27 protein-coding genes are annotated in these 22522 nt (G+C 71.4%); 18 read left to right on the top strand and 9 right to left on the bottom strand.

Features of this window, described 5'->3' with window-relative positions; all coding sequences use genetic code 11:
* Positions 1-687 (top strand): glycoside hydrolase family 12 protein, encoded by a 687-nt coding sequence (locus B0I31_RS01350; RefSeq protein WP_106613443.1) that lies wholly within the window; start codon positions 1-3, stop codon positions 685-687.
* 67 nt (positions 688-754) lie between these two features.
* Here the strand turns inward: B0I31_RS01350 and B0I31_RS01345 are convergent, their stop codons facing one another.
* From B0I31_RS01345 to B0I31_RS01325, 5 genes are all read right to left on the bottom strand, one after another.
* Entirely contained in the window at positions 755-1186 is a 432-nt protein-coding gene (locus B0I31_RS01345; protein WP_106613969.1) for a phospholipase, read from the bottom strand.
* A 397-nt stretch (positions 1187-1583) separates the two neighbouring features.
* The gene (locus B0I31_RS01340; RefSeq protein ID WP_106613442.1) at positions 1584-1841 is read right to left on the bottom strand and encodes a hypothetical protein; all 258 of its coding nucleotides are present in this window, start codon (positions 1839-1841) and stop codon (positions 1584-1586) included.
* Positions 1838-2215, bottom strand: coding sequence for a hypothetical protein (locus B0I31_RS01335; protein WP_106613441.1), 378 nt, complete (start codon positions 2213-2215; stop codon positions 1838-1840). The genes B0I31_RS01340 and B0I31_RS01335 overlap by 4 nt, the downstream gene beginning before the upstream one ends.
* A complete protein-coding gene (locus tag B0I31_RS01330; protein WP_106613440.1) occupies positions 2212-3066 on the bottom strand; it encodes a MerR family transcriptional regulator in 855 nt (284 codons plus the stop codon). The genes B0I31_RS01335 and B0I31_RS01330 overlap by 4 nt, the downstream gene beginning before the upstream one ends.
* A gap of 63 nt (positions 3067-3129) precedes the next feature.
* Entirely contained in the window at positions 3130-3630 is a 501-nt protein-coding gene (locus B0I31_RS01325) for an amino-acid N-acetyltransferase (protein WP_181319936.1), read from the bottom strand.
* A 292-nt stretch (positions 3631-3922) separates the two neighbouring features.
* Between B0I31_RS01325 and B0I31_RS01320 the strand changes: the two genes are divergently transcribed.
* The 9 genes from B0I31_RS01320 (at position 3923) to B0I31_RS01280 (ending at position 11143) form a co-directional block, all read left to right on the top strand.
* Entirely contained in the window at positions 3923-4372 is a 450-nt protein-coding gene (locus B0I31_RS01320) for an AAA family ATPase (protein ID WP_483880258.1), read from the top strand.
* On the top strand, positions 4335-4613 hold the full coding sequence (locus B0I31_RS01315; RefSeq protein WP_181319986.1) for an RloB family protein: 279 nt from the start codon (positions 4335-4337) through the stop codon (positions 4611-4613). The genes B0I31_RS01320 and B0I31_RS01315 overlap by 38 nt, the downstream gene beginning before the upstream one ends.
* Positions 4614-4709: 96 nt before the next feature.
* Positions 4710-6086 (top strand): 30S ribosomal protein S12 methylthiotransferase RimO, encoded by a 1377-nt coding sequence (gene rimO / locus B0I31_RS01310; RefSeq protein WP_106613438.1) that lies wholly within the window; start codon positions 4710-4712, stop codon positions 6084-6086.
* Positions 6087-6133: 47 nt separating this feature from the next.
* The gene (pgsA, locus tag B0I31_RS01305; protein WP_245949661.1) at positions 6134-6667 is read left to right on the top strand and encodes a CDP-diacylglycerol--glycerol-3-phosphate 3-phosphatidyltransferase; all 534 of its coding nucleotides are present in this window, start codon (positions 6134-6136) and stop codon (positions 6665-6667) included.
* 14 nt (positions 6668-6681) lie between these two features.
* Positions 6682-7155 carry a CinA family protein gene (locus B0I31_RS01300; protein ID WP_106613436.1) on the top strand — a complete coding sequence of 158 codons (474 nt, stop codon included), beginning with the start codon at positions 6682-6684 and terminating at the stop codon, positions 7153-7155.
* A 156-nt stretch (positions 7156-7311) separates the two neighbouring features.
* Positions 7312-7737, top strand: a complete 426-nt coding sequence (locus B0I31_RS01295; RefSeq protein ID WP_073899596.1) for a helix-turn-helix domain-containing protein — start codon at positions 7312-7314, stop codon at positions 7735-7737.
* Between the two features lie 284 nt (positions 7738-8021).
* Positions 8022-8885, top strand: a complete 864-nt coding sequence (locus B0I31_RS01290) for a PspA/IM30 family protein (protein ID WP_106613435.1) — start codon at positions 8022-8024, stop codon at positions 8883-8885.
* Between the two features lie 16 nt (positions 8886-8901).
* Complete coding sequence (gene pspM / locus B0I31_RS01285) at positions 8902-9678, top strand: phage shock envelope stress response protein PspM (RefSeq protein WP_106613434.1); 777 nt, start codon at positions 8902-8904, stop codon at positions 9676-9678.
* A 220-nt stretch (positions 9679-9898) separates the two neighbouring features.
* Entirely contained in the window at positions 9899-11143 is a 1245-nt protein-coding gene (locus B0I31_RS01280; RefSeq protein ID WP_106613433.1) for a uracil-xanthine permease family protein, read from the top strand.
* A gap of 60 nt (positions 11144-11203) precedes the next feature.
* Here B0I31_RS01280 and B0I31_RS01275 read toward each other — a convergent pair whose 3' ends face one another.
* From B0I31_RS01275 to B0I31_RS01265, 3 genes are read right to left on the bottom strand one after another with little or no spacing between them, the layout of a single operon-like run.
* Complete coding sequence (locus B0I31_RS01275) at positions 11204-12226, bottom strand: quinone-dependent dihydroorotate dehydrogenase (protein ID WP_106613432.1); 1023 nt, start codon at positions 12224-12226, stop codon at positions 11204-11206.
* Between the two features lie 10 nt (positions 12227-12236).
* The gene (locus B0I31_RS01270; protein ID WP_106613431.1) at positions 12237-13031 is read right to left on the bottom strand and encodes a DNA-formamidopyrimidine glycosylase family protein; all 795 of its coding nucleotides are present in this window, start codon (positions 13029-13031) and stop codon (positions 12237-12239) included.
* Between the two features lie 9 nt (positions 13032-13040).
* The gene (locus B0I31_RS01265) at positions 13041-13877 is read right to left on the bottom strand and encodes a ParA family protein (RefSeq protein ID WP_181319935.1); all 837 of its coding nucleotides are present in this window, start codon (positions 13875-13877) and stop codon (positions 13041-13043) included.
* Between the two features lie 34 nt (positions 13878-13911).
* On the opposite strand from B0I31_RS01265, the gene B0I31_RS01260 reads away from it, so the two are divergent.
* From B0I31_RS01260 to shbA, 3 genes are all read left to right on the top strand, one after another.
* Positions 13912-14634, top strand: coding sequence for a class I SAM-dependent methyltransferase (locus tag B0I31_RS01260; protein ID WP_106613429.1), 723 nt, complete (start codon positions 13912-13914; stop codon positions 14632-14634).
* Between the two features lie 78 nt (positions 14635-14712).
* Complete coding sequence (locus B0I31_RS01255; RefSeq protein WP_106613428.1) at positions 14713-15303, top strand: sigma-70 family RNA polymerase sigma factor; 591 nt, start codon at positions 14713-14715, stop codon at positions 15301-15303.
* Between the two features lie 231 nt (positions 15304-15534).
* Positions 15535-16125 (top strand): RNA polymerase sigma factor ShbA, encoded by a 591-nt coding sequence (shbA, locus tag B0I31_RS01250; RefSeq protein ID WP_245949660.1) that lies wholly within the window; start codon positions 15535-15537, stop codon positions 16123-16125.
* A gap of 18 nt (positions 16126-16143) precedes the next feature.
* Here the strand turns inward: shbA and B0I31_RS01245 are convergent, their stop codons facing one another.
* Positions 16144-17475, bottom strand: a complete 1332-nt coding sequence (locus B0I31_RS01245) for a glutamine synthetase family protein (protein WP_106613427.1) — start codon at positions 17473-17475, stop codon at positions 16144-16146.
* 36 nt (positions 17476-17511) lie between these two features.
* Between B0I31_RS01245 and B0I31_RS01240 the strand changes: the two genes are divergently transcribed.
* The 5 genes from B0I31_RS01240 to B0I31_RS40310 all read left to right on the top strand — a co-directional run bounded on the left by B0I31_RS01240 (position 17512) and on the right by B0I31_RS40310 (position 22137).
* Positions 17512-18612 carry an amidohydrolase family protein gene (locus B0I31_RS01240; protein WP_106613426.1) on the top strand — a complete coding sequence of 367 codons (1101 nt, stop codon included), beginning with the start codon at positions 17512-17514 and terminating at the stop codon, positions 18610-18612.
* A gap of 38 nt (positions 18613-18650) precedes the next feature.
* Entirely contained in the window at positions 18651-19952 is a 1302-nt protein-coding gene (locus B0I31_RS01235) for a DNA polymerase IV (protein WP_106613965.1), read from the top strand.
* A gap of 68 nt (positions 19953-20020) precedes the next feature.
* On the top strand, positions 20021-20662 hold the full coding sequence (locus B0I31_RS01230; RefSeq protein ID WP_106613425.1) for a Crp/Fnr family transcriptional regulator: 642 nt from the start codon (positions 20021-20023) through the stop codon (positions 20660-20662).
* Positions 20663-20746: 84 nt separating this feature from the next.
* Positions 20747-21007: a hypothetical protein gene (locus B0I31_RS01225; protein WP_106613424.1), complete on the top strand. Its 261-nt coding sequence runs from the start codon at positions 20747-20749 to the stop codon at positions 21005-21007.
* A gap of 188 nt (positions 21008-21195) precedes the next feature.
* Positions 21196-22137 (top strand): hypothetical protein, encoded by a 942-nt coding sequence (locus B0I31_RS40310; protein ID WP_181319934.1) that lies wholly within the window; start codon positions 21196-21198, stop codon positions 22135-22137.
* Positions 22138-22522: the final 385 nt, after the last annotated feature.

Below are 22522 nucleotides of genomic sequence, written 5' to 3'. Positions count from 1 at the left end.
ATGAACAGGATGCGCTCGGCCGTGATCGCGGTCGCGTTGGTGGGGTCCCTGCTCGGAGCGACCGGTGTCGCGCACGCCGCGACCTGGTCGTCCAGCGACCAGTGGGCCACGTGGTCCAACGGCGGGTACACCGTCCGCAACAACATCTGGGGCTCGGGCGCCGGTCACCAGGGGATCTGGGCCAACTCCTACAGCAACTGGGGTGTGTGGGCCAACCACCCGAACACCGGCGGCGTCAAGTCCTACCCGCACTCGGCGAAGGCCGTGAACCGGAAGCTGAGCGGGTTGAGCAGGCTTTCGAGTTCGTTCAACGTGACCCGGCCGGGGTCGGGCGCCTATGCGACGGCATATGACATCTGGGCCGACAACCACGCTTACGAGATCATGATCTGGATGAACAAGCAGGGCGCGGTCGGGCCTATCGGGTCCAGGCAGACCACCGTGTCGGTCGGGGGTCACACGTGGGACGTGTACCGGGGTTCCAACGGCTCCAACGCCGTGTTCTCGTTCGTGCGGACGGGCAACACGAACTCGGGCACGGTCGACGTGCTGGCGGTGCTGAAGTGGATCGGCGCGCGCGGGTGGTACGGCGACGTGACCGTGGGCGACGTGCAGTTCGGGTTCGAGATCACGTCGTCGTCGGGCGGCATGGACTTCGTGTCGAACAGCTTCTCGATCACGACCTGAGGACTTCGCGGCGGCCCGGCCGAGAGGCACTCGGCCTGGGCCCCCGCGAAGCGGTCGACCGCGACCGTCAGCTGGCGCCGAACTCGCGCACGGCCTGGTAGTACAGGTCGGCCGTGCGGTTGCAGGACCAGTTGCCCGCGCACTGGTGGTACAGGTCGGACTTGAAGTTGTTGTCGATCCGCAGCCGGGTCGTCTCGTTGAACCGGCCCTGCCGCTTGTAGTTGCGGTAACCGAAGTCGTGCCGGTGGCAGGCGGGCAGGAACTTGAACCCGAACGGGTTGTCCGGCGACCACGAGCAGCCGTCCGACGACCAGTCGAGCTGGGTGCTGTACGGCCGCTGCGCCCGCAGCGAGCTGAACTGGGACAGGGACTTGCTGAAGAGGTAGTCGTCGGTCACGGCGGGCGCGTTGATGGCCGCCTGGCCGACGCCGGCACCGGCGCCGACCAGCAGGGCGAGCGAGGCGACCACGACGGCGAAAGCGTTGCGCAGGGATTTCACGAGCACGGTTGTTCCCCTCGGTTTTCGGGCTTGAGGGGTTCTTACCGGCCGGAGATCAACGCACAACAGCCCCGATCGGCTCATACCGCGTCAACGACGGGTGAACGTTGCACCGCACGCGATCCCGGCCGTCGACCGGACCGGCTGACCGCGCAATTCCAGCAACGCCAACACATCGGCCTCCGCCGCGCCGGCCGGCAGGTATCCGCTGAGCCAGTCGGAGGCAGACCGACTGCGCCGTCTTGCCTGCTTCGAGAAGGCCGAACCACGCACCGCACTGCCCGAACCCGACCAACACCGGCACGTCCGGCAGGACGAGCACCGACACCACCGCCGGTTCGGCGTCAGCGGCCGGGACTTCGCGCAGCCGCAGCCAGTCCGGCGTCCTGGGGCGTGATCAGGCCGCACGCCTGCGGTAGTACTCGGACACCCACGGCCCGGCCAGACCCACCGCCATCACGTACGCGAAGACCACCAGGACCACCACCGGGCCGACCGCCACGGCCAGCTGCGGCACCACGAGGCACTCGGCGACGAACAACAGCGCCCAGAACACCAGCCGCTTCACCCCCGACCGCAACGGGTGCCTGCCGATCGAGCGGTCGTACCGGTACCCCGCGCGCAGACCTACCAGTGCTCCGATCAGTGCGATCACGCCTCCGCCCTCCCTGCGTAGGTGGACTCGGCCAATCCGCCGAGGCAAGCGCTTGCGCCCCTGGGTGACGCCGCGTGGTGGTCGCCGAGCCCGGCGGGCCCCGTGCCGAAGACGCGCACGCCGACGTTCAGCGGCACGTCCGGCACGGGCAGGCCCACCGGGCGCGGCGCGCCCAGCCACCGAGGGTGCTCGCGGACCGGCGCGATGAGCCGTTCCGGGTCGAGCGGGCGAGCCGAACCCCTCCGCACCGGCTCGAACCGCCCGACCGGCACCCGCGCTTCGACGCTGGGCACATCAGGGGCGACGGAGTGCAGGACCACACCCTCGTCCCGCACCCGGGCGCACCGGGCCGGGGCGGGCACGAGCGCGGTCACCTGATCGGCTCGTCGTGGTCGTCACCCCGGTCGAGGAACCGCCGGATCGTCGGCTCGTCGGGGAACTCGTCGTCCTCATCGGTCTCGATGAGACGTTCGGCGATGGGCACCGGTTCCTCCACCCAGGCGGGCTGGAAGTCGTCGCTCGGCAGCAGTTGGTGGCGGCGGGCGAACTCCTCGGCGGCCTCGCGGATGGACTCGCGCAACGTGCCGATGACCACCGTCTCGGCGGTGTAGGTCAGCTCCACGAGCAGGGCGCGCATCCGGTCCAGTTGGTCGTCCTGGTCGGCGTTGTCCGCCAGTTGCGGCCACAGCCGGCGTTCGAAGACCTCCACGAAGTCGGCCGCGATGGCGTCGGTGGCGGTGCGCAGGTTCGCGAACTTGTCCAGCACGTCGTCGCTCGGGACGGACAGCGCGGCGAGCCGGTTGCCCGCCTCCAGCGCCCAGCGGCGGACGTGCGGCCAGCCGCGGCGCCAGCGGACCAGGCCGAGCTGCAGGGCCCGGCGCAGGACGCGCGGCCGGATGTCGCCCAGCGGGACCAGGTGGCTGATGTCGCGGACCTTGATCCGTACCCAGTCGTCCGGGCCTTCCGCCTCGCCGACGCCCAGCACCGCCGCGACGCTCGCGCCCTTCTCGCGCGCCTTCACCAGTTCGGCGATGGCGGGCAGCGAGAAGCCGCGCGACTGCAGGCGTTGGACGAGCGTGAGGCGTTCCAGGTGGGAGGCGTCGTAGTAGGCGACCCGTCCCTGCCGGCGGGGCGGGTGCAGCACGCCCTTGGTCTGGTACATGCGGATGGTGCTGCCGGGCAGGCCGACCCGGACCGCCAGCTCGTCGACCGTCAACTGCTCCACGTCGCCGATCTTGGCGGCTCGAGGTTCTTTGAGTCAACACTCTTCGAGTTTTTACTCGAAGAGTTACAGGTGCAGCAGCATGCGCGAGTTCCCCAGGGTGTTCGGCTTCACGTACGAGAGGTCGAGGAACTCCGCGACACCCTCGTCGGCCGACCGCATGATCTCCTCGTACACCTCGGGGGAGACCGGCGTGCCGTCGATCTCCACGAACCCGTGCCTGCCGAAGAACTCGGTCTCGAACGTCAGCACGAACAGCCGCTCCAACTGCAGCTCACGAGCCGTCTCGATCAACCGGTGCACGATCCGGTGCCCGATGCCCCGCCCCAACGCCTGCGGCGACACCGCCACCGACCGGATCTCGGCCAGGTCCTCCCACAGCACGTGCAGCGCACCACACCCGAGCACCACGCCGTCCTCTTCGGCGACCCAGAACTCCTGGATGTCCTCGAACAGCGTGACGAGCGGCTTGGCCAGCAGCACCTTGCCGGCGTAGGCGTCGATGAGGGCCTTCATCGCCCGAACGTCGCCGGTGCGGGCGCGACGCACGTTGATCGAGTCGTTCACGGTGCAAACGTAACCTTCGGCCGCCACCGCGTCTCACTCGGCGGTCGGCACGGTGGAACCTGTCTTCGCAGACCGCTAGCGCCGCTTCCGTGCGGTTTACTTGCAAAGAACGGGGTCGAAACGCGCTATCAGAGGTGTCTGATGCTCCGGAGCTTCAGGTTTGGCAGGAGGTAGTGGCCTTCCTGCAGCGGAATGGCTCCGACGTCGGTCGACTCTTCGAGTTGCGGCGGACGCCGGAATCGAGGAGGTCGTCCTCACCCCGCGGCAGGGGCTCCACTTCTCCTACGGTGGGGTGGGCTTCGTGTTGAGCGAGGAGTCGGCGGGCACTCGATCTTGGCTAGGCCTGCTTCCTTCGGTGTTGCTCGTGCTGAGCGAGGGTGGCGTCCTGGTGGTCGAGGAGATCGACGCGAGCTTGCACTCCCTGCTGTCCGCACGGCTCATCGCCCTGTTCAACGATCCGGACACGAACGCCGGCAACGGGCAGCTCATCTTCACCACGCACGACGCGACCTTGCTGCACCCACCCTTGGCAGATGAGGTTTTGGACCGGGACGAAGTCTGGTTCGTGGAGAAGGGCAAAGACGGGGCGAGCACCCTCTACCCGCTGTCCGATTTCAAACCCCGCCGGGAGGACAATCTCGAACGGCGCTACCTGGCCGGGCAGTACGGCGCTGTTCCGCACGTCGGCGAAGAAAATTTCATCAGTGCCGTACGAGACAGCGTCGCCGGTACTCGGGCGTGAGAACGTCGCAGACGTCTGGTGCGTGGTCGATGTCGACAACTTCGACGTCGCCGCCGCCGTCGAGGAAGCCGACAGCGCCAAGGTGAACCTCGCCGTGCGGAACCCGTGCTCCGAACTGTGGCTCCTCCTGCACTTCGCGGACCACCGAGCGCACCTCGCCGACTATCGCGCCGCTCTCCTCGGGCCGGACAACCCGGCCACGGGTGTCGGCCGTCTCGTCCACTCGGTGCTCCACGCCTGACCTGGACCGCGCACACCGCACGGGCGGACAGGAGAAGGGGAAGCGCCGGTTACGCTGAGCACCGTGTCTTCCCCCTCCACGTCCAAGCGCGTCGCCATGCTGACCCTCGGGTGCGCCCGCAACGAAGTCGACTCCGAAGAGCTCGCCGGCCGCCTCACGGCAGGCGGGTGGGAGTTGGTCGACGACGAGGCCGACGTGGTCGTGGTCAACACGTGCGGCTTCGTCGAGTCCGCCAAGAAGGACTCCGTGGACACGCTCCTCGCCGCCGCCGACAGCGGCGCGAAGGTGGTCGCGGTCGGGTGCATGGCCGAGCGGTACGGTGCCGAGCTGGCCGACAGCCTCCCGGAGGCGAACGCCGTGCTGGGGTTCGACCACTACACCGACCTCGCCGACCGCCTGGACGACGTCCTGGCCGGTCAGAGCATCGAGTCCCACAAGCCGGTCGACCGCCGCACCCTCCTGCCGCTCACGCCCGTGCAGCGGCCCAAGGCGGCCGAAGAGGTGCAGGTCCCGGGGCACGGCTGGGGCCCGCGCGTGCTGCGCACCCGCCTGGCGGACACGCCCGTCGCACCGCTGAAGATCGCCTCCGGCTGCGACCGCCGCTGCTCGTTCTGCGCGATCCCGTCGTTCCGCGGCGCGTTCGTGTCCCGCCACCCGGACGAGGTGGTGGCCGAGGCGATGTGGCTGGCCGAGCAGGGCGTCCGCGAGGTGTTCCTGGTCTCCGAGAACTCCACCTCCTACGCCAAGGACCTGCCCCGCGAGCTGGGCGGCCTGGAACTGCTGCTCCAGCGGCTGGCGAAGGTGCCCGGCATCGACCGCGTCCGCGTCTCCTACCTGCAGCCGGCCGAGACCAAGCCCACGCTGGTCAAGGCCATCGCCACCACCGACGGCGTCGCCGACTACTTCGACATGTCCTTCCAGCACTCCAGCGAGCCCGTGCTGCGCCGGATGCGCCGGTTCGGCTCCACCGAGTCGTTCCTGGGCCTGGTCGAGCAGATCCGCTCCCTCTCGCCGCGCGCGGGCATCCGCAGCAACGTCATCGTCGGCTTCCCCGGCGAGACCGAGGACGACGTGGCCGAGCTGGAGCGCTTCCTCACCGCCGCCCGGCTGGACGCGGTCGGCGTGTTCGGCTACTCCGACGAGGACGGCACCGAGGCCGAGGGCCTGCCCGACAAGCTGGACGCCGACACCATCGCCGAGCGCGTCGCCCGCATCTCCAACCTGGTCGAGGAGCTCACGTCCCAGCGCGCCGAGGAGCGCGTGGGCGAGGAGGTCGTCGTCCTGGTCGAGACCGAGGAGGACGACGAGAACGACTGCGTCGGCCGTGCCGCCCACCAGGCGCCCGAGGTCGACGGCGAGTGCGTCATCACCAACGCAGACGGCCTGAAGGTCGGCGATCTGGTCCGCTGCCGGGTCGACGAGTCCGAGGGCGTCGACCTGGTCGTCTCCGCGATCGAGGTGCTCCCGAGGTGACCGAACCCGCGCGCGTGCCGGTGCTGAACATCGCCAACGTGCTGACGATGTCCCGGCTGGTGCTCGTGCCGGTGTTCCTCTACCTCCTGTTCGCCGAGGACGGCCACCAGCCGTGGTGGCGGCTGGCCGCGTTCGGCGTGTTCGCGGTGGCGTCGGTCACCGACCACATCGACGGCAACCTGGCCCGCAAGCACGGGCTGATCACCGACTTCGGCAAGATCGCCGACCCGATCGCGGACAAGGCGCTGACCGGTGCCGCGCTGGTGGGCCTGAGCCTGCTCGGCGAGCTGCCGTGGTGGGTGACGATCGTCATCGCGGTCCGCGAGCTGGGCGTGACGCTGCTGCGCTTCTGGGTCATCCGGCACGGCGTGATCCCGGCCAGCCGCGGCGGCAAGGCCAAGACGCTCGTGCAGATCGTCGCCATCGGCCTGTACGTGCTGCCGCTGCCGTCCTGGCTGGACGCGGTGTCGGTGGCCACGATGGGCGCGGCCGTGGTGCTGACCGTCGTCACGGGCGTCGACTACGTCATCCGCGCCTTCCGGCTCCGGGCCAGGGGCAAGCGCGCGGTGGCGGGCACTTGAGCACTCAGGGCCGCGTGAGCGCTCAGGACGTCGTCCACGCCCTCAAGGCACGCGGTGAGACGGTCGCCACGGCCGAGTCCCTGACCGCGGGCCTGGTGACCGCCGAGCTGACCTCCGTACCCGGCTCCAGCGCCGTGGTGCGCGGCGGCCTGGTGGTGTACGCCACGGACCTCAAGCACACCCTCGCGGGCGTGGACGCGGCGCTGCTGGCCGAGCACGGCGCCGTGCACCCCGAGGTGGCCCGGCAGCTCGCCGAGGGCGCACGCGAGCGCTGCGGCGCGACGTGGGGCCTCGGGCTGACCGGCGTGGCGGGCCCCGACCCGCAGGACGGCGTCCCGCCCGGCACCGTCCACATCGGTTTGTCCGGTCCGTCCGGGTCGACCGTCGAAACGCTCACTCTCGGTGGTGACCGTGACGAAGTCCGCAAGAGTTCGACGACGGCGGTGCTCGACCTCCTGCTCGACCACCTCAAGATCCCCGTCGAGTGACGTGAGCAGCGAGTTCCCCGTCACGTCCGGACACGCACGCGGGAACTTACCGCCGAGTTCACTCGTTCGCCCTTGGCGGACGTGTCGGGAAGTCGCTGCCCGTCGACGGGACGGGTCGGTAACGTGGTGGCACGGCCGGCCGGAAGGAGGCGCGCGATGACCGTGCTGCTACGCGAGGCGATCGGTGATCGGCTCCGCCATGCCCGCACCACCCAACGCCGCACGCTGCGCGAGGTCTCCAGGACCGCCCGCGTCAGCCTGGGGTACCTCTCCGAGGTGGAGCGTGGCCGCAAGGAGGCGTCCAGCGAGCTGTTGGCCGCGATCTGCGAGGCGTTGGACCTGCCCCTGTCGGAGTTGCTGCACCTGGTCGCCTCGGACATCGGCGCCGTCACGCAGCCCGTGCCGACCCCAGCCGAGCTCACCGAACGGGCGCCCGCGTCTGCGTCGGCGGGTCTGGAAGGCGGCACCATGGTGCCCGCGGTGATCGGCAACGACCTGTCCGACCTGCGGCTGCAGCCGATGCTGACGCACCGGCTGTCGACCTCGATCAGCAAGCCGCGCAACGCGGTGGTGGCGGCGTAACCCCAGCGCACACGTGCCAGAGCCGAGCCGGTCCGACCGGCTCGGCTTTCGGCGCTTGCAACGACTTGGCAAACGCGCACGGGGTCGCCGCGTGCCCCCGATCGCGGGCGGGCAGGATGACCATGCCGACGAAAGTCTGGGGGTGACTCAGGGTGATCCCGGATATCTCCCCAGGTCGGTGGAAGCAGCGCGGGACAACTGACACGATGGAACCAACACCGGCACCGGGTCGTTGCCAATCACGAGCGCGAGCCAGGGAAGTGCGGAGAAGGCAGGCGTAGGAGATGGCCAACCCTTTCGTGAAGGCATGGAAGTACTTCATGGCGGCTTTTTCGTCCAAGATCGACGAGCACGCCGACCCGAAGGTGCAGATCCAGCAGGCCATCGAGGAGGCACAGCGGCAGCACCAGGCGCTGTCCCAGCAGGCCGCCGCGGTGATCGGCAACCAGCGCCAGCTCGAGATGAAGCTCAACCGCCAGCTCGGCGAAGTGGAGAAGCTCCAGGCATCCGCACGCCAGGCGCTCGTGCTCGCCGACGAGGCGCGCGCCAAGGGCGATGAGCAGCGGGCGACGCAGTTCGAGAACGCCGCGCAGGGCTTCGCCACCCAGTTGGTGACCGCGGAGCAGAGCATCGAGGACCTCAAGACGCTGCACGACCAGGCGTTGCAGGCGGCGACGCAGGCCAAGCAGGCGGTCGAGCGCAACGCGATGGTCCTGCAGAACAAGCTCGCCGAGCGCACCAAGCTGCTCAGCCAGCTCGAGCAGGCCAAGATGCAGGAGCAGGTGTCCCACTCGCTGCGCCAGATGACCGAGCTGGCCGCGCCGGGCAACACGCCGTCGCTGGAGGAGGTCCGCGACAAGATCGAGAAGCGGTACACCACCGCGCTCGGTTCGGCGGAGCTGGCGCAGAACTCGGTGCAGGGCCGGATGCTGGAGGTCCAGCAGTCGACCACCGAGATGGCGGGCCAGTCGCGGTTGGATCAGATCCGGGCCTCGATGGCGGGCGGCAAGGTCGCCGGCGAGGTGACGAGCGGTCAGCCGGCCAGCGCGAGCGCGAGCATCCAGCAGGAGATCCAGCAACGGGTGCAGCAGACGCAGGCGCAGCCGACCCAGCAGATGCAGCAGAACCCGCCGGCGAGCCAGGGCTGAGAGGGTGGTGTCCGCGATGGAACCGAGGAAGGTGGCCGGCGAGATCGCCCAGATCGTCGGCGGCCAGCTCCAAGGGCAACTCGCGGACCAGGTGAAACGGCGGTACGCCGCCTGGAACGACCCGCGCGCGAAGCTCGATCGGCGCTATCGCCGGTCGAGCCGCGTGCTCACCTTCTGGCTGATCGTGCTGGCCCTGCTCACGACCGTCGGCACGCTCGCCATCCTGGGTGTGATCGCTCCCGGGGTCGGTGTCGTCGCCGCCCTGGGTTTCGCCGGCTCGTCGGTGCTGGCCGTGCGCACGAACATCAAGATGAGGGGCATCGACGCCGAACGGCGGCAGCTGCAGGCCGCTCCGGTGCGCGTACCGCTGCCCGCCCGGTCCTCGGCGGCGCGTCAGCCGATGGAACGGCTGGAGGACGCCGAGGACACGTTGCGGGAGCTGCTGCACCAGCTCGACTCGGCGGCGTTGACGTCCATCCCCACCGACTCGGTCGAGCAGGCCCGCGCCACCGGCGCCGAGGCCGCGTCCGCGATCCGGGCCGTGTCCCACCAGCTGCAGGCCGTCGAACGGGCGCGTGACACCGCGCCGCCGCTGGACCGCGCCCCGCTGGTCGAAGGGGTGCGAAGACTGCGGGCCCAGCTGGACGAGGGCGTGGACGGCTACTGCGGCCTGGTCGCCGCGGCGGGTCGGGTGCTCGCCGAGAGCACCGCGTCCAACCCCCGGCAGGTGCTGGGTGACGCGACGGACCACCTGGCGAGCCTCGCCTCGGCGTTGCGTGAACTGTCGCGCTGACGCCCCCTGCGGATTTCCGCAGCCGTCGCGCGGCCATCTGCACGAACCGGGATTACGTCACGTTGCGTAGCGGAGTTGGGCTGACCTCGCAGCCGCAGTGGCGCACGCTGCTGCGATCGTGTGATTATCAGACCGTTATATAGCCGCAGCCACTACTTGGCGTGGCAGGATCCCTGGGTCGGACAGCGTGGTCCGTCCTGGTCGCCGGGGAGGTCATTGAGTGGCGTTGTGGACCGTGCGCGGTGATGGCCGCCCCACCGATGGCGACGCCATCGCGCCGCAGGAGCGGCTGAGCTGGCCGCGCACCATCGGTTTCGGCGTCCAGCACCTGGTCGCCATGGCAGGCGCCACGATCCTCGTCCCCGCCACCACCGGCCTCCCGGTGAGCACCACGCTCCTGTTCTCCGGTGTCGGCACGTTGCTGTTCCTGCTGATCACCCGCAACCGCGTGCCCAGCTACCTCGGCGCGTCGTTCGCGTTCATCGCGCCGCTGTCGGCCGCCCGCGACGAGGGCATCGCCGCGCAGCTCGGCGGCGTGCTCGCGGCCGGCCTGCTGGTGATCATCATCGGGGTCGCGGTGAAGGCGCTGGGCGTGCGGCTGCTGGAGGCCGTGATGCCGCCGGTGGTGACCGGTGCGGTGGTCGTGCTGATCGGCCTCAACCTGTCGCACCGGGCCACCGACTCGTTCGCGCAGCAGCCGCTGCCCGCCGTGGTCACGATGGGCATCATCCTGCTGTGCGGCGTGCTCGGCCGCGGCCTGTCGTTCCGCTTCTCCGTGCTCATCGGCGTGGTCGTCGGGTGGGCGCTCGGCTTCTGGCTCGACCTGGTCGACACGGCTGCGGTGGGCCGTGCCGCGTGGTTCGGGCTGCCCGAGTTCCACGCGCCGGAACTGCGGCCGACGGTCACGCTGCTGATGCTGCCGGTGGTGATCGTGCTGGTCGCGGAGAACGTCGGCCACGTCAAGGCGATCGGCGCGCTGACCGGCCGCAACCTCGACGGCAACGTCGGCGACTCGATCATCGCCAACGGCGTGTCCACCGCGCTGGCCGGTTTCGGCGGCGGGTCGGGCACCACCACGTACTCCGAGAACATCGGCGTGATGGGCGTGACCAAGGTCTTCTCCACCGCCGCGTACGCGGTGACCGGGGTGGCCGCGGTGCTGATGGCGTTCTCGCCGAAGGTCACCGCCGTGCTCGCGACCATCCCGGCGGGTGTGGTCGGCGGCGCCACGCTGGTGCTGTTGGGCCTGATCAGCCTGGTCGGCGTGCGGGTGTGGATGGACAACCGGGTCGACCTGACCAACCCGGGCAACGCGCTGGTCGGCGGCGCCGCCCTGGTCGCCGGCGTGGGCGACCTGACCTTGGAGCTGGGCGACATGGAACTGGGCGGCCTGGTCTGGGGCTCGCTGCTGGTGGTGATCCTGCACCCGGTGCTGCGCTGGCTGCGGACCGCCCGCCACAGCTGAGCCACCTCGCGAGGTCGACTTCCAGGCGACCGAGCCCGCCGTCTGCGGAGCAGCGGCCACTCAGCACAGCGCGCGGTTGATCCGGCGGACCAGACCCGGGCCTTCGTAGATGAACCCGGTGTAGAGCTGGATCAGGCTCGCGCCCGCGTCCAGCATCCGCTTGGCGTCGTCCGGGCTCGCGATGCCGCCGACGCCGATGATCGGCAGCCGGCCGTCGGTCTCCCGGCTGACGAAACGGACCACCTCGCGCGCCCGTTCGGTCAACGGCCTGCCGCTCAGCCCGCCCGCCTCGCCCGCCAGTCGCCGATCGGCCGGCGCCAGGCCGTCGCGCGACAACGTCGTGTTGGTCGCGATCAGCCCGCTGACCTCGTGCGCGGCGCACACCTCCAGCAGTTCCGCGATCGCGGGGTCGGTCAGGTCGGGCGCGATCTTGACCAGGATCGGCTTGACCGGCTCGGACCCGGCCAGGTCGCGTGCGGTGGCGTTGAGGGCGGACAGCAGCTCGGTCAACGCGCCGCGGTCCTGCAGGCTGCGCAAGCCCGGCGTGTTGGGCGAGCTGATGTTGATCGCGAAGTAGTCGCCGTGCCGGTAGAGCGCGCGCAGGGACGTCCGGTAGTCCTCCACCGCCTCCTCGACCGGCGTGACCTTGGACTTGCCCAGGCTGATGCCCAGCGGCACGGACAGCGGGCCGAGGCGGTCGAGCCGGTTGGCCAGCTCCAGCGCGCCGTCGTTGTTGAAGCCCATCCGGTTGATGATCGCCTCGCTGTCGCGCAACCGGAACAGGCGCGGCTTCGGGTTGCCCGGCTGCGCGTGCCGGGTGACCGTGCCGACCTCGACGAACCCGAACCCGAGCGCGCCCCACGCGTGCAGTGCCCGGCCGTTCTTGTCCAGGCCCGCGGCCAGGCCGACCGGGTTGGGGAACCGCACGCCGAAGACCGTGCGCCCACCGGCCAGCCTGCGCTTCACCAGCTTCGCCGCCGGGTTCAGCTTCTCCAGCGCGCCGAGGGTGGTCTCGTGGACCCGCTCCGCGTCCCCGCCGTGCATCCGGAACAACGCCTTGCGCACCACGCTCTTGTAGACCACGGCGGTAACACTAAGCGATCGGCCCTGGCTGGCAGCGCGGGCACCAGTACGCGGGACGCTCCAGCACGCCCGCGCCCTGCCCGCCGACGCGCACCCTCGTCCCGCAGCGCAGGCACGGCTTGCCGCCCCGTTCGAACACCCAGTGCTGCCGGCCACGCCCCATCAGACCGGTGGTGTTCTGCTCCGGGCGCCACGCGTTGGCCAGCAGCAGCTTGCGCGCCAGCCGCACCGCCTCCGCCGGGTCCACCGCCGACACCGGGCTCCACGGCGAGACGCCGAGCAGGAAGCACACCTCGGCCTTGTAGAGGTTCCCCACACCCGCCACGACCCGCTGGTCCAGCAGGGCCAGCCCCAGCTCCCGGTCCGGGTCCGCGACCAGCCGCGCGACCGCCTCGGCGGCCCGTGAGTCGTCCCAGTCGCCCAGCAGGTCCGGCCCCAGGTGCCCGACCAGCCGCGACTCCTGGTCGGTCGGCAGCAGCTCCAGGTCGTGCAGCGCGAACCCCACCGCCACCCGGTCCGGCACCTCCAGCAGCGCCCGTACCTGGTGGCCCGGCCGCTTCCAGCGCTCGCCGGGTCGGTAGAGGTGCCACGCGCCGTCCATCCGGAAGTGGCTGTGCAGGCTCAGGTCGCCGGAGAACCGGGTGAACAGGTGCTTGCCGACCGAACGCACCTCCAACACGTCCCGCCCGCTCAGGTCGGCGGTGGCCCACTTGGGGTGGCGGAGCTCGCCGCGCACGAGCGTGCGGCCGGCCAGCGCCTCGTTCAGGCGGTGCCCGGCCAGGAAGACGGTGTCACCCTCGGGCACGGAGCCCGCTCACGCGTCCACCGCTTCCTCGATCTCCTCGTCGTCGAAGTCGTGGTGCACGGCCCGACGTCTGCTCCGGCTGATCCGCAGGACCCGCGCCAGCAGCAGGTTGAACGCCAACGCCACCTCGCGGGCGCCCGGCGTGCCCCACTCGTGGATCGGCATGCACGCGCCCTGCGCCTGCTGCACCGCGAGCCGGTCCGGCAACGCCACCGGCATCACCAGCGGCCCGAAGATGTCGCGCAGCTCCTCGATGCGGAACTGGTGCTCGTGCGACCTCGGCCGCACCCGGTTCACCACCACGCCCAACGGCTGCAGGTCCTCGTTGTGCTCACGCTCGGCCTGCACCGCCTCGAACGCCCGCTGCACGCCCGCCACCGCGAACATGGTGGGCTCGGTCACCAGCAGCGCGCGGTCCGCCGCGACCAGCGCCGACCGGGTCAGCTGACCCAGCGACGGCGGGCAGTCCAGCAGCACCAACTGGTAGGGCTCCTCGTCGTCCTGCAACAGCCGCAACGCCTCGCGCAGCCTGCCGAGCCGCGTCTCGCCCGGGTCGGGGTGGTTCAGCGACTCCGCGTCCTCCGAACCGGCCAGCACGTCCACGCCGTCGCCCCACGCGCTGGGCGCGATCGCCTTGTCCAGCGTGTCGCGGCTCGGATCCTGGAGCACGTCGTAGATGCTGGCCTCGGTCTCGTCGGGTTCCAGCGTCGAGGTGGCGTTGCACTGCGGATCGAGGTCGATGACCAGCGTGCGGACACCGCGCCGCAGCGCCGCCGACGCCAGACCGAGCGCGACCGTCGTCTTCCCAACGCCACCCTTGAGGCTGAGCACCGCCACCGTATGCACGTAGTGCAGCCTACGGCCCTTACGCTCTACGTCCATGCGACCGGACGCCGTACACAGGGTGCTCGACGCCGAGCTGGCCGCCGCGCGCGACCGCCGGGGCGGTGAACCGCCGCGCGTGCTCGACGTCGGCGGTGGCAGCGGCGTGTGGGCCGTGCCGCTGGCCGTGGCCGGGTGCTCGGTGACCGTCATCGACCCGAGCCCGGACGCGCTGGCGACGTTGCACCGCCGTGCGGCCGACGAAGGCGTGCTGGACCGGGTCACCGCGATCCAGGGCGACACCGACGCGTTGGACCGGGACGGCTCGGCAGACCTCGTGCTGGGGCACGGGCTGCTGGAGGTCGTGGACGACGCCGGTGCCGCACTGGCCGCGCTGGCCGCCGCCGCGACCCCGGGTGGCGCGGTGTCGCTGCTGGTGGCGAACCGGTACGCGGCCGTGCTGCACCGGGCGATCGCCGGTCGGCTGGTCGACGCGCGCCGGCTGTTGGACGACGAGGCCGGTCAGCTCGCCGGCACCCGCGACCCCCTGCTGCGCCGGTTCGACGTGGTCGGGCTGGAGGCGTTGGTGCTGGCCGCGGGGCTGAAGGTCGAGCTGGTCCAGGGCCACGGCGTGGTGTCGGACCTGGTGCCGGGTTCGGTGCTGGAGAGCAGCCCGGGTGCCGCGGAGGCGTTGGCCGAGCTGGAGCTGGCCGCGTCGACCCGCTCGCCGCTGCGCGATGTGGCCGCCCGGTTGCACGTCCTGGGCCGAAAGCCCGCCTGAGTGCGGTAGAACGGAGTCTTCCGCCGCCTACCGCAGAGGACTCGCCATGGGAGACCCGCACTTAGCCGGGGCCGGCTGATGCCCGCGACCGCGCCCGAGGACCTGGACGTCCACGTGCGCGCCGCCGTCACCGGTGACCGCCGGGCCGTCGCGTCGCTGCTGGCCGCCGTCCGCCCGCTCGTATTGCGCTACTGCCGCGCCCGCGTGGGCAGGCAGGAGCGGTCGTCCACGTCGGCCGACGACGTGGCGCAGGAAGTGTGCCTGGCGCTGTTGACCGCCTTGCCGACGTACAAGGACCACGGTCGGCCGTTCTTGGCGTTCGTGTACGGGATCGCGGCGCACAAGGTCGCCGACGCGCACCGCGCGGCGTTGCGCAACCGGGCCGAACCGGTGCCCGAGCTGCCCGACGCACCGGACGACGAGCACGTCGGTCCCGAGCAGTCGGCGTTGCGGGTGGAGCTGTCGCGGCGGATCGGCGAGCTGCTGCGGCTGCTGCCGGACAAGCAGCGGGAGATCCTGGTGCTGCGGGTCGTGGTGGGGCTCACCGCCGACCAGACCGCCGACGCCGTCGACGCCACGCCCGGCGCCGTCCGCGTCGCGCAGCACCGGGCGCTGACCCGGCTCCGACGCGAGATCGAACGGCCGTTGGTCACCCAGCGCAATCGGTAGCGGGGATCGACTAGGCCGATCGGGGTCTAAACGCGGCCGTTCGGGGTAACTTCCTGTGAGTCGCGTCATCCCCGCGTGGGAGCGGCGTCGCGTTCGCATGTGCCCCCGATGGTCGTCCAGCGCGCGGACGCCGAGGAGCTCGTGATGACAGCAGTGGCGGTTGGGTTTTCGGGTGTGCCGGGATTTCGCGGTGATGCGGGGAGGTCGTTGGTGTCCGTGCAGTGCGAGGACGTGGCGTCCTCCTCACCGGCACGTGGGGAAGGAGGGCCGGAGTCGTACGTCGAAGGGGCGGTCCGCGGTGACCGGCGGTCGGTCGAGGCGTTGCTGGCCCGGATCAGACCGGCGGTCGTGAAGTACTGCCGGGCCAGGGTCGGGCACGGCCAGCGGTCGTCCGCGTCGGCGGAGGACGTGGCCCAGGAGGTCTGCCTGGCCGTGCTGAAGGCGCTGCCCAACTACCGGGAGCAGGGCAGGCCGTTCTTGGCGTTCGTGTACGGGATCGCGGCGCACAAGGTCGCCGACGCGCACCGCGCGGCGGCGCGCAACCGGGCCGAGTCCGTGCCGGAGCTGCCCGACAGCGCGGGCGTCGAGCCGGGACCCGAGCTGCGGGCGTTGCAGGGTGAGCTGTCCGAGCGGATGGGGCGGCTGCTCGACGTCCTGCCGGACCGGCAGCGGGAGATCCTGGTGCTGCGCGTCGTCCTCGGCCTGTCCGCCGAGGAGACCGCGGTGGCGGTCGGGTCGACGCCCGGCGCGGTGCGCGTCGCCCAGCACCGCGCCCTGACCCGGCTGCGCAAGGCGTTGGACGAGGCCCAGCACGGCGGGTGACGGTCCTCGGGCCGTCGCTCAGTGCCGCCAGCGGGTCAGCGCGGCGATCTCCTCCGGTGAGCAGTCGGCGAACCGGGCGATCTCGCCGCGCCGCACGTCGACGATGGTCGCGGCGAACTCCGCGCCGAACGCCTCGGTCAGCACCTCGTCCGCCTCGAACGCCGCCACGGCCTCCTCCAGGCACGTCGGCAGGCGCTCGGCGTCCGGCAGACCGGCCGGGTCGACGCCGACCGGCTCGGGCAGCCGCGCCCGGTCCACGATCCCGGCCAGCCCCGCCGCCATCGTGGCCGCCACCACGAGGTACGGGTTCGCCGCCAGGTCGTAGCACTTGACCTCCAGGTCACGGCCCGCGACCAGGCGCAGCGCCGCCTCCCGGTTCTCCAGGCCCCACACGGCGAACGCGCCCGCCCAGCTGTGCGGCACCAGCCGCAGGTAGCCGGCCACGGACGGGACGCCGATCGCGCACAGCGCGGGCAGCCGCCGCAGCACGCCCGCGGCGAACGCCTCGGCGTCGTCGGTCAGCCCGAACCAGCCCTCACCGCCGTCGAACAGGTTCCGGCCGTCACGCCACAGGCTCAGGTGCAGGTGGCCGCCGTTGCCCACGCCGTCGGCGGTGACCTTCGGCGAGAACGACGCGCGCATGCCGTGCCGCAGCGTGATGGCCCGGACCGTCTCCCTGACCAGCACCGACGTGTCCGCCGCGTGCACCGGGTCCTCGGGCGTGGTGGACACCTCGAACTGGCCGGGTGCGTACTCGGGGTGGAACTGCAGCACCTCGACGTCCTGCTCGGCCAACGCCGACAGCAGGTCCGCCGCGTAGTCCGACAGCTCGACCTGGCGGGCGTGGCCGTACGCGGGGCCGGTGGTGGCGGACCGGAACTCGTCGGTGTCGCCCCGGCCGACGACCCACTCCACCTCGAAGCCCGCTTGGACCTCGTAGCCGTGCACGGTGAGCCGGTCGGCCACCGCCCGCGCCAGGCCGCGTTCGTCCTGCGGGTGCGGCTCGCCGTGCTGGTCGAAGCGGTCGGCCGGGGCCCACGCCCAGCCCGGCTGGCCCGCGAGCACGGTGAGCCGGTCCAGGTCGGGGCGCAACCGCAGGTCGCCGACCGGACCACCCGCGTGCCGCCCGGAGATGATCGTGTCGTCCAGCAGGAACGCGTCGAACACCGGCGACGCGCCGACGCCGTCCGCGGCGGCTCTGGGCAGCCCCGCGAGCGGCACGGACTTCACCCTCGTGATGCCGCTGTGGTCGACCCAGGTCAACGCGACCGCCACCACGTCCTGCTCCAGCAGGTCTTCCACCAGCTCGGCCGCCAGCGCGCGCCGGTGCTCCTGCTCGGCTGTGTCCATCTGGCGTGGCTACACCAGGTCACTACTGTTCAACAAGTGGACCAGTTGCTGCCTTGTGTGGCCTCGCTGCGCCTCGTGGACCACCACTGCCACGGTGTGCTGGGTACCGATCTGGACCGGGACGGCTTCGAGTCGAACCTGACCGAGGCCGGGTCCCGGTCGCCCTTGGGCACGTCGTTGTTCGACTCGTCGTTGGGGCTCGCGGTGCGGCGCTGGTGTGCGCCTTTGCTGGATCTGCCGCCCCTCGCGCCGGCCGACGAGTACCTGGCGCGGCGGCGCTCGCTGGGTGCGGCCGAGGTGAACCGGACGTTGGTGTCGGCGGCGGAGATCTCGACGTTCCTGGTGGACCGCGGCACGTGGCCGGAGGGCTTCGCGGGGCCGGGCACGTTCACCGGTTCGCGTGAACATCTCGTGCTGCGTCTGGAGCGGTTGGCGGAGGACGTGGTGACCGAGGGCGCCACGGGGTTCCCGGCGCGGGTGCGGGAGGTGTTGGACTCGTCGCCGGCGGTCGCGGCGAAGTCGATCGCGGCCTATCGCGTGGGGCTGGAACTGGACCCGGCACGGCCCTCGGACGCCGACGTCGTGGCGGCGGCCGACCGGTGGCTGACCTCCGGCTCGACCCGGTGCGCGGACGAGGTGATCAGCCGGTTCCTGGTGTGGGAGGCGCTCGACCGCGGGCTGCCCGTGCAGTTCCACGTCGGCTACGGCGACGCGGACCTCTCGCTGCACAAGTGCGACCCGTTGCTGCTCACGGACCTGCTGCGGGCCACGGCGCCGCTCGGCGTGCCGATCATGCTGCTGCACAACTACCCGTTCCACCGCAACGCCGGGTACCTGGCGCAGGTGTTCCCGCACGTGTTCGTGGACGTCGGGTTGGCCACGCACGCGGTGGCGCACCAGGCTCGGCGGGTGCTGACCGAGGCGCTGGAGATCGTGCCGTTCGGGAAGTTCCTGTTCTCCACCGACGCGTTCGCGCTGGCCGAGCTGTACTACCTCGGCGCGGTGTTCTTCCGCCGGGCGCTCTCGGACTTCCTGTCGGCGGGCCTGCGGGAGCATGCTCTGGCCCAGGCGGACGCGGAACGGATCGCTCACCTGATCGGGTGGGAGAACGCGCAGCGGGCCTACCGCTTGGAGTAGAGTCTCGAACGGGTGTTCGGCTCTGGACGGGGGTGGTCGTGGGCCGTAGCGCCAACCTGCCGCGCGGTCTGGTCGATCGCTTCCGAGCCCGTGGCGACGTCTGGCCGGACGACACCGGCTGCACGATGCTGCACGTGGACATGGACGCCTTCTACGCGTCGGTCGAGATCCGCGACCGGCCCGAGCTGGCGCGCAAGCCCGTGGTCGTGGGCGGCACGGCGAACCGGGGCGTGGTCGCGTCGGCCAACTACATCGCCCGCGAGTTCGGCGTGCGCTCCGCCATGCCGACCTCGCACGCGCGCAGGCTCGCGCCGCACGCGGTGTTCGTGTCGCCGAACTTCGCCCGGTACCAGGAGGTCTCGCGCGGGGTGATGGCGATCTTCCGCGACATCACGCCGCTGGTGGAGCCGTTGAGCCTGGACGAGGCGTTCCTGGACGTGAGCGGCGCGTTGAAGCGGATGCGCCGCACCCCGGCGCAGATCGCGAACCTGATCCGCGAGCAGGTGGAGCAGGCGCACGGGATCACCTGCTCGGTGGGCGCGGCGCCGACGAAGTTCCTGGCCAAGCTCGCGTCCGGGATGTGCAAGCCGGACGGGCTGATGGTCGTGCCGCGCGACGAGGTGCTGGCGTTCCTGCACCCGTTGCCGGTGTCGGCGCTGTGGGGCGTGGGTCAGCGGACGGCCGAGCACCTGGACCGGGTGGGGCTGGAGACGGTGGCGGACGTGGCCGCGACGCCGTTGCCGCGCCTGCGCAGGCTGATCGGGGTGGCGTTGGCCGAGCACCTGCACGCGTTGGCGCGGGGGCACGACGACCGGCCGGTGGTGCCGTCCACGCGGGAGAAGTCGATCGGCGCGGAGGAGACCTTCGAGGTCGACCACTTCGACCGGGAGCTGCTGCGCCGGGAGTTGCTGCGGCTGTCGGAGCGTTCGGCGGCGACGTTGCGGGCGCGGGGGCTGCGCGGGCGCACGGTGTCGATCAAGGTCCGGTTCTCCGACTTCACCACGATCACCCGGTCGAAGACGCTGCGGGTGGCGACGGACGTGACGCAGGAGGTCTACAAGACGGCGTCGACCCTGCTGGACGAGCAGGTGCCGGCGGGCGCGGTGCGGTTGATCGGGGTGCGGATCGAGCAGCTGGTCGAGGGCGACGACGGCGAGCAGTTGATGTTCGACGCGCCGGAGCGCGGCTGGCGCGAGGCGGAGCAGGCGGCCGACCAGGCGCGGTCGAGGTTCGGCACGGCGGCGATCCGCCCGGCCTCGCTGCTGAACCAGGGACCGGCCCGGTCCGGGCTGAACGAGCCCAAGCCGGACCGGGGCGATTCGGCTTCCCGACCTCCGTGAGCGAGCCGTTCGGGTGGTCGCGGGCCTGATCGGGGGTCCGCGGGTGGATCACCCGGCACAGTGGAGCCGTGGATCGGTTCTGGGGTCTGCTCACGTCCTCCGAGCACGAGGTGCTCACCGCGACGGGTGTCGAGCGCGACTACCCGTCCGGTTCGGTGATCTGCCACGAGGGTGAGGTGACGCGGCACGTGCTGGTCGTCCGCCGCGGCCTGCTGCGGGTGACCGCGACCACGGCGAACGGCAGCGAGAAGGTGCTGGCCGTGCGCGGGGCGGGTGACATCGTGGGTGAGCGTTCGGCGGTGGACGGACGGCCGCGTTCGGCGACGGTGCGGGCCCTGGGCGCGGTGCGGGCGCTGGTGCTGTCGGCCGGGTCGTTCGCGAGCCTGTGCCAGCGGTACCCGCGCATCGCGTGGTCGGTGCTGATCGTGGTGGTGGCTCGGCAACGTGACACGGACCGCCAGCGCATGCAGATCAGCGGCACGGCCACGCAGCGCGTCGCCGCCGTGCTGATCGACATGGCGTTGGAACGCGGGATCGCCGACCAGGGCGCGATCGCGTTGAGCCAGGAGGACCTCGCGGGCATCGCGGGCACGTCGCGGGAATCGCTCGTGCGGGTGCTGCGCGTGCTGCGCGAGGAGGGCATCATCAGCACCGGGCGGCGGAAGATCGACATCCACGAGGTGCGCAGGCTCTACGACTTCACCAACTGATTCGGCGTTGTGCGTCATCTGACGCAGAACCAGGGCTGCCGACTCTCTACAAATGAGTCATCAGCCGAGCTCAGAGGGGGAGTCATGAACCACATCGAGGAGCCTGCCAGGTCCCGCCGGCGGTTCACCGAGCGCCTCGCCAGCACCCTCGTCTTCACCGCCGTCATGATCTGGGCGGCCGTGGTGATCATCGTCAAGTCCGATGTCGACGGTGTGGTCGCGCTCGCCGTCTCGTTCGTCCTCGCGGGCGGCCTGGTCGCCGTGTACGACGCCTGGCGCGAGGTCCGCTCCGTCCGCCGCGAGGTGGACGTGGAGATCCACGAGGAAGACCTCGTCCGCCTGTAGACCAAGCGGCGGCCAACGAGGGGTGGCTGCCGTTCTCCGAGGCCTTCCGCAGACGGTCGGGTCTGCGGAAGGCCTCCTTTTTGTCTGGGTCGCCCGGATCGTCGGACAGTTATCCACAGCCCATCGAGTTGTCCACAGTTCGCGATCTCCCCATCGACCACCCCGCCCGACCCGTCGATGGTGGACACATGCGAACCACGAACCGCACCACCATCGACCTGGACGCCCTGGGCGGCCTCTTCCCCCAGCGCGTCGCCACCGCCTCGGAGTTGCTGGCCCTCGGCCTGCCGAGCGAGGAACTCGCCCTCCGCTGCCGCCCGCAGGGCCCGTGGCAGCACGTCCTGCCCGGCATCCTGCTCTTGGCCCGCACACCGCCGACCCGTGCCCAACTGGTGCGCGCGGCCCTGCGTTACGGCGGCCCGCAGTCCCTGCTGACCGGTGTGGACGCCCTCCAGCTGCACGGCCTGCGGGCACTGCCCGCCACCGGCCCGGTCCAGGTCCTGGTCAACCGCGCCCTGGAGCCCGCCGCGAAAGTCCGCCTGACCCGGGTCCGCCGTTTACCCGACCCGGTCCTGCGCCGGGGGTTCCTGACGGTCCCGCTCGCCAGGGCGGCCGTGGACGCCGCGAGGGCACTGCACCGCCGTGACGACCTCCGCGCCGTCCTGACCGAGGTGGTCCGCCACGGCGGCGTCCCGGTAGCCGACCTCAGACCACTGGCCAGGGGTTCCGAAGAGGCCAGGCAGGTCCTCTCGGAACTGGTCGACGGCGTCCGCTCGGTGCCACAGGCCTGGGCCAAGGCGGTCCTGGACGACCTACCCCTCCCGCCACCTGCCTGGGGCGTCCCCCTGGCCACACCTGACGGCCGCCCCCTGGGCATCGCCGACGCCTGGTGGAACGACCGAGCCCTGGTCTGGCAGTTCAACACCCCAACCCCGAGGTCCGACCTCCTCACCGCCGCCGGCGCCACCGTCCTGCACACCACCCCAACCCGCCTCCGCCAATCCCCAACCTCCGTAGCCCAAGACCTCCTGACCGCCGCCACCAAAGCCACCACCCGCCCCCGCCCCCGAATAACCCCAACCCACCCCTTCCCCAACAACCCCACCACCAACTACCAACCCCCGCCCTGACCGCGCCGCCCTAACCGCGCCGCCCGCCCCGACAACCCCTGCCCCAACCACACTCCGCCCTCAAACCGGCCCACCCACCGACCGCGCCCACCTCGACCCCGGACAGCACCCCGACCTCCGCCCGAACCCATCAACCGCAGCCTTCCGCCGACCGACCGACCGACCGCCCAGGCCGGCCGACCCAGCCGCAGCCTCGAAGCCCCGCCTCCGCCGGGCCGCCGTCCTCATGCGGCAAGAAAGGAGCCCGCCCACACTCGACCGCCTCCGCCCACCACCCGAACCGCCCAGCCCGGACACCGCCCCACCTGGGCACGGCCCAGCCGGGACACCTCCCAGCCCGGACAACCCGCCCGGCCCGGCCCTGGGACGGCCGCCCAGCCCGGCC

It is taken from the genome of Saccharothrix carnea (assembly GCF_003014735.1).
In the GTDB taxonomy this organism is placed as follows: domain Bacteria; phylum Actinomycetota; class Actinomycetes; order Mycobacteriales; family Pseudonocardiaceae; genus Actinosynnema; species Actinosynnema carneum.
This window is presented reverse-complemented; position numbering and strand designations above follow the sequence as displayed.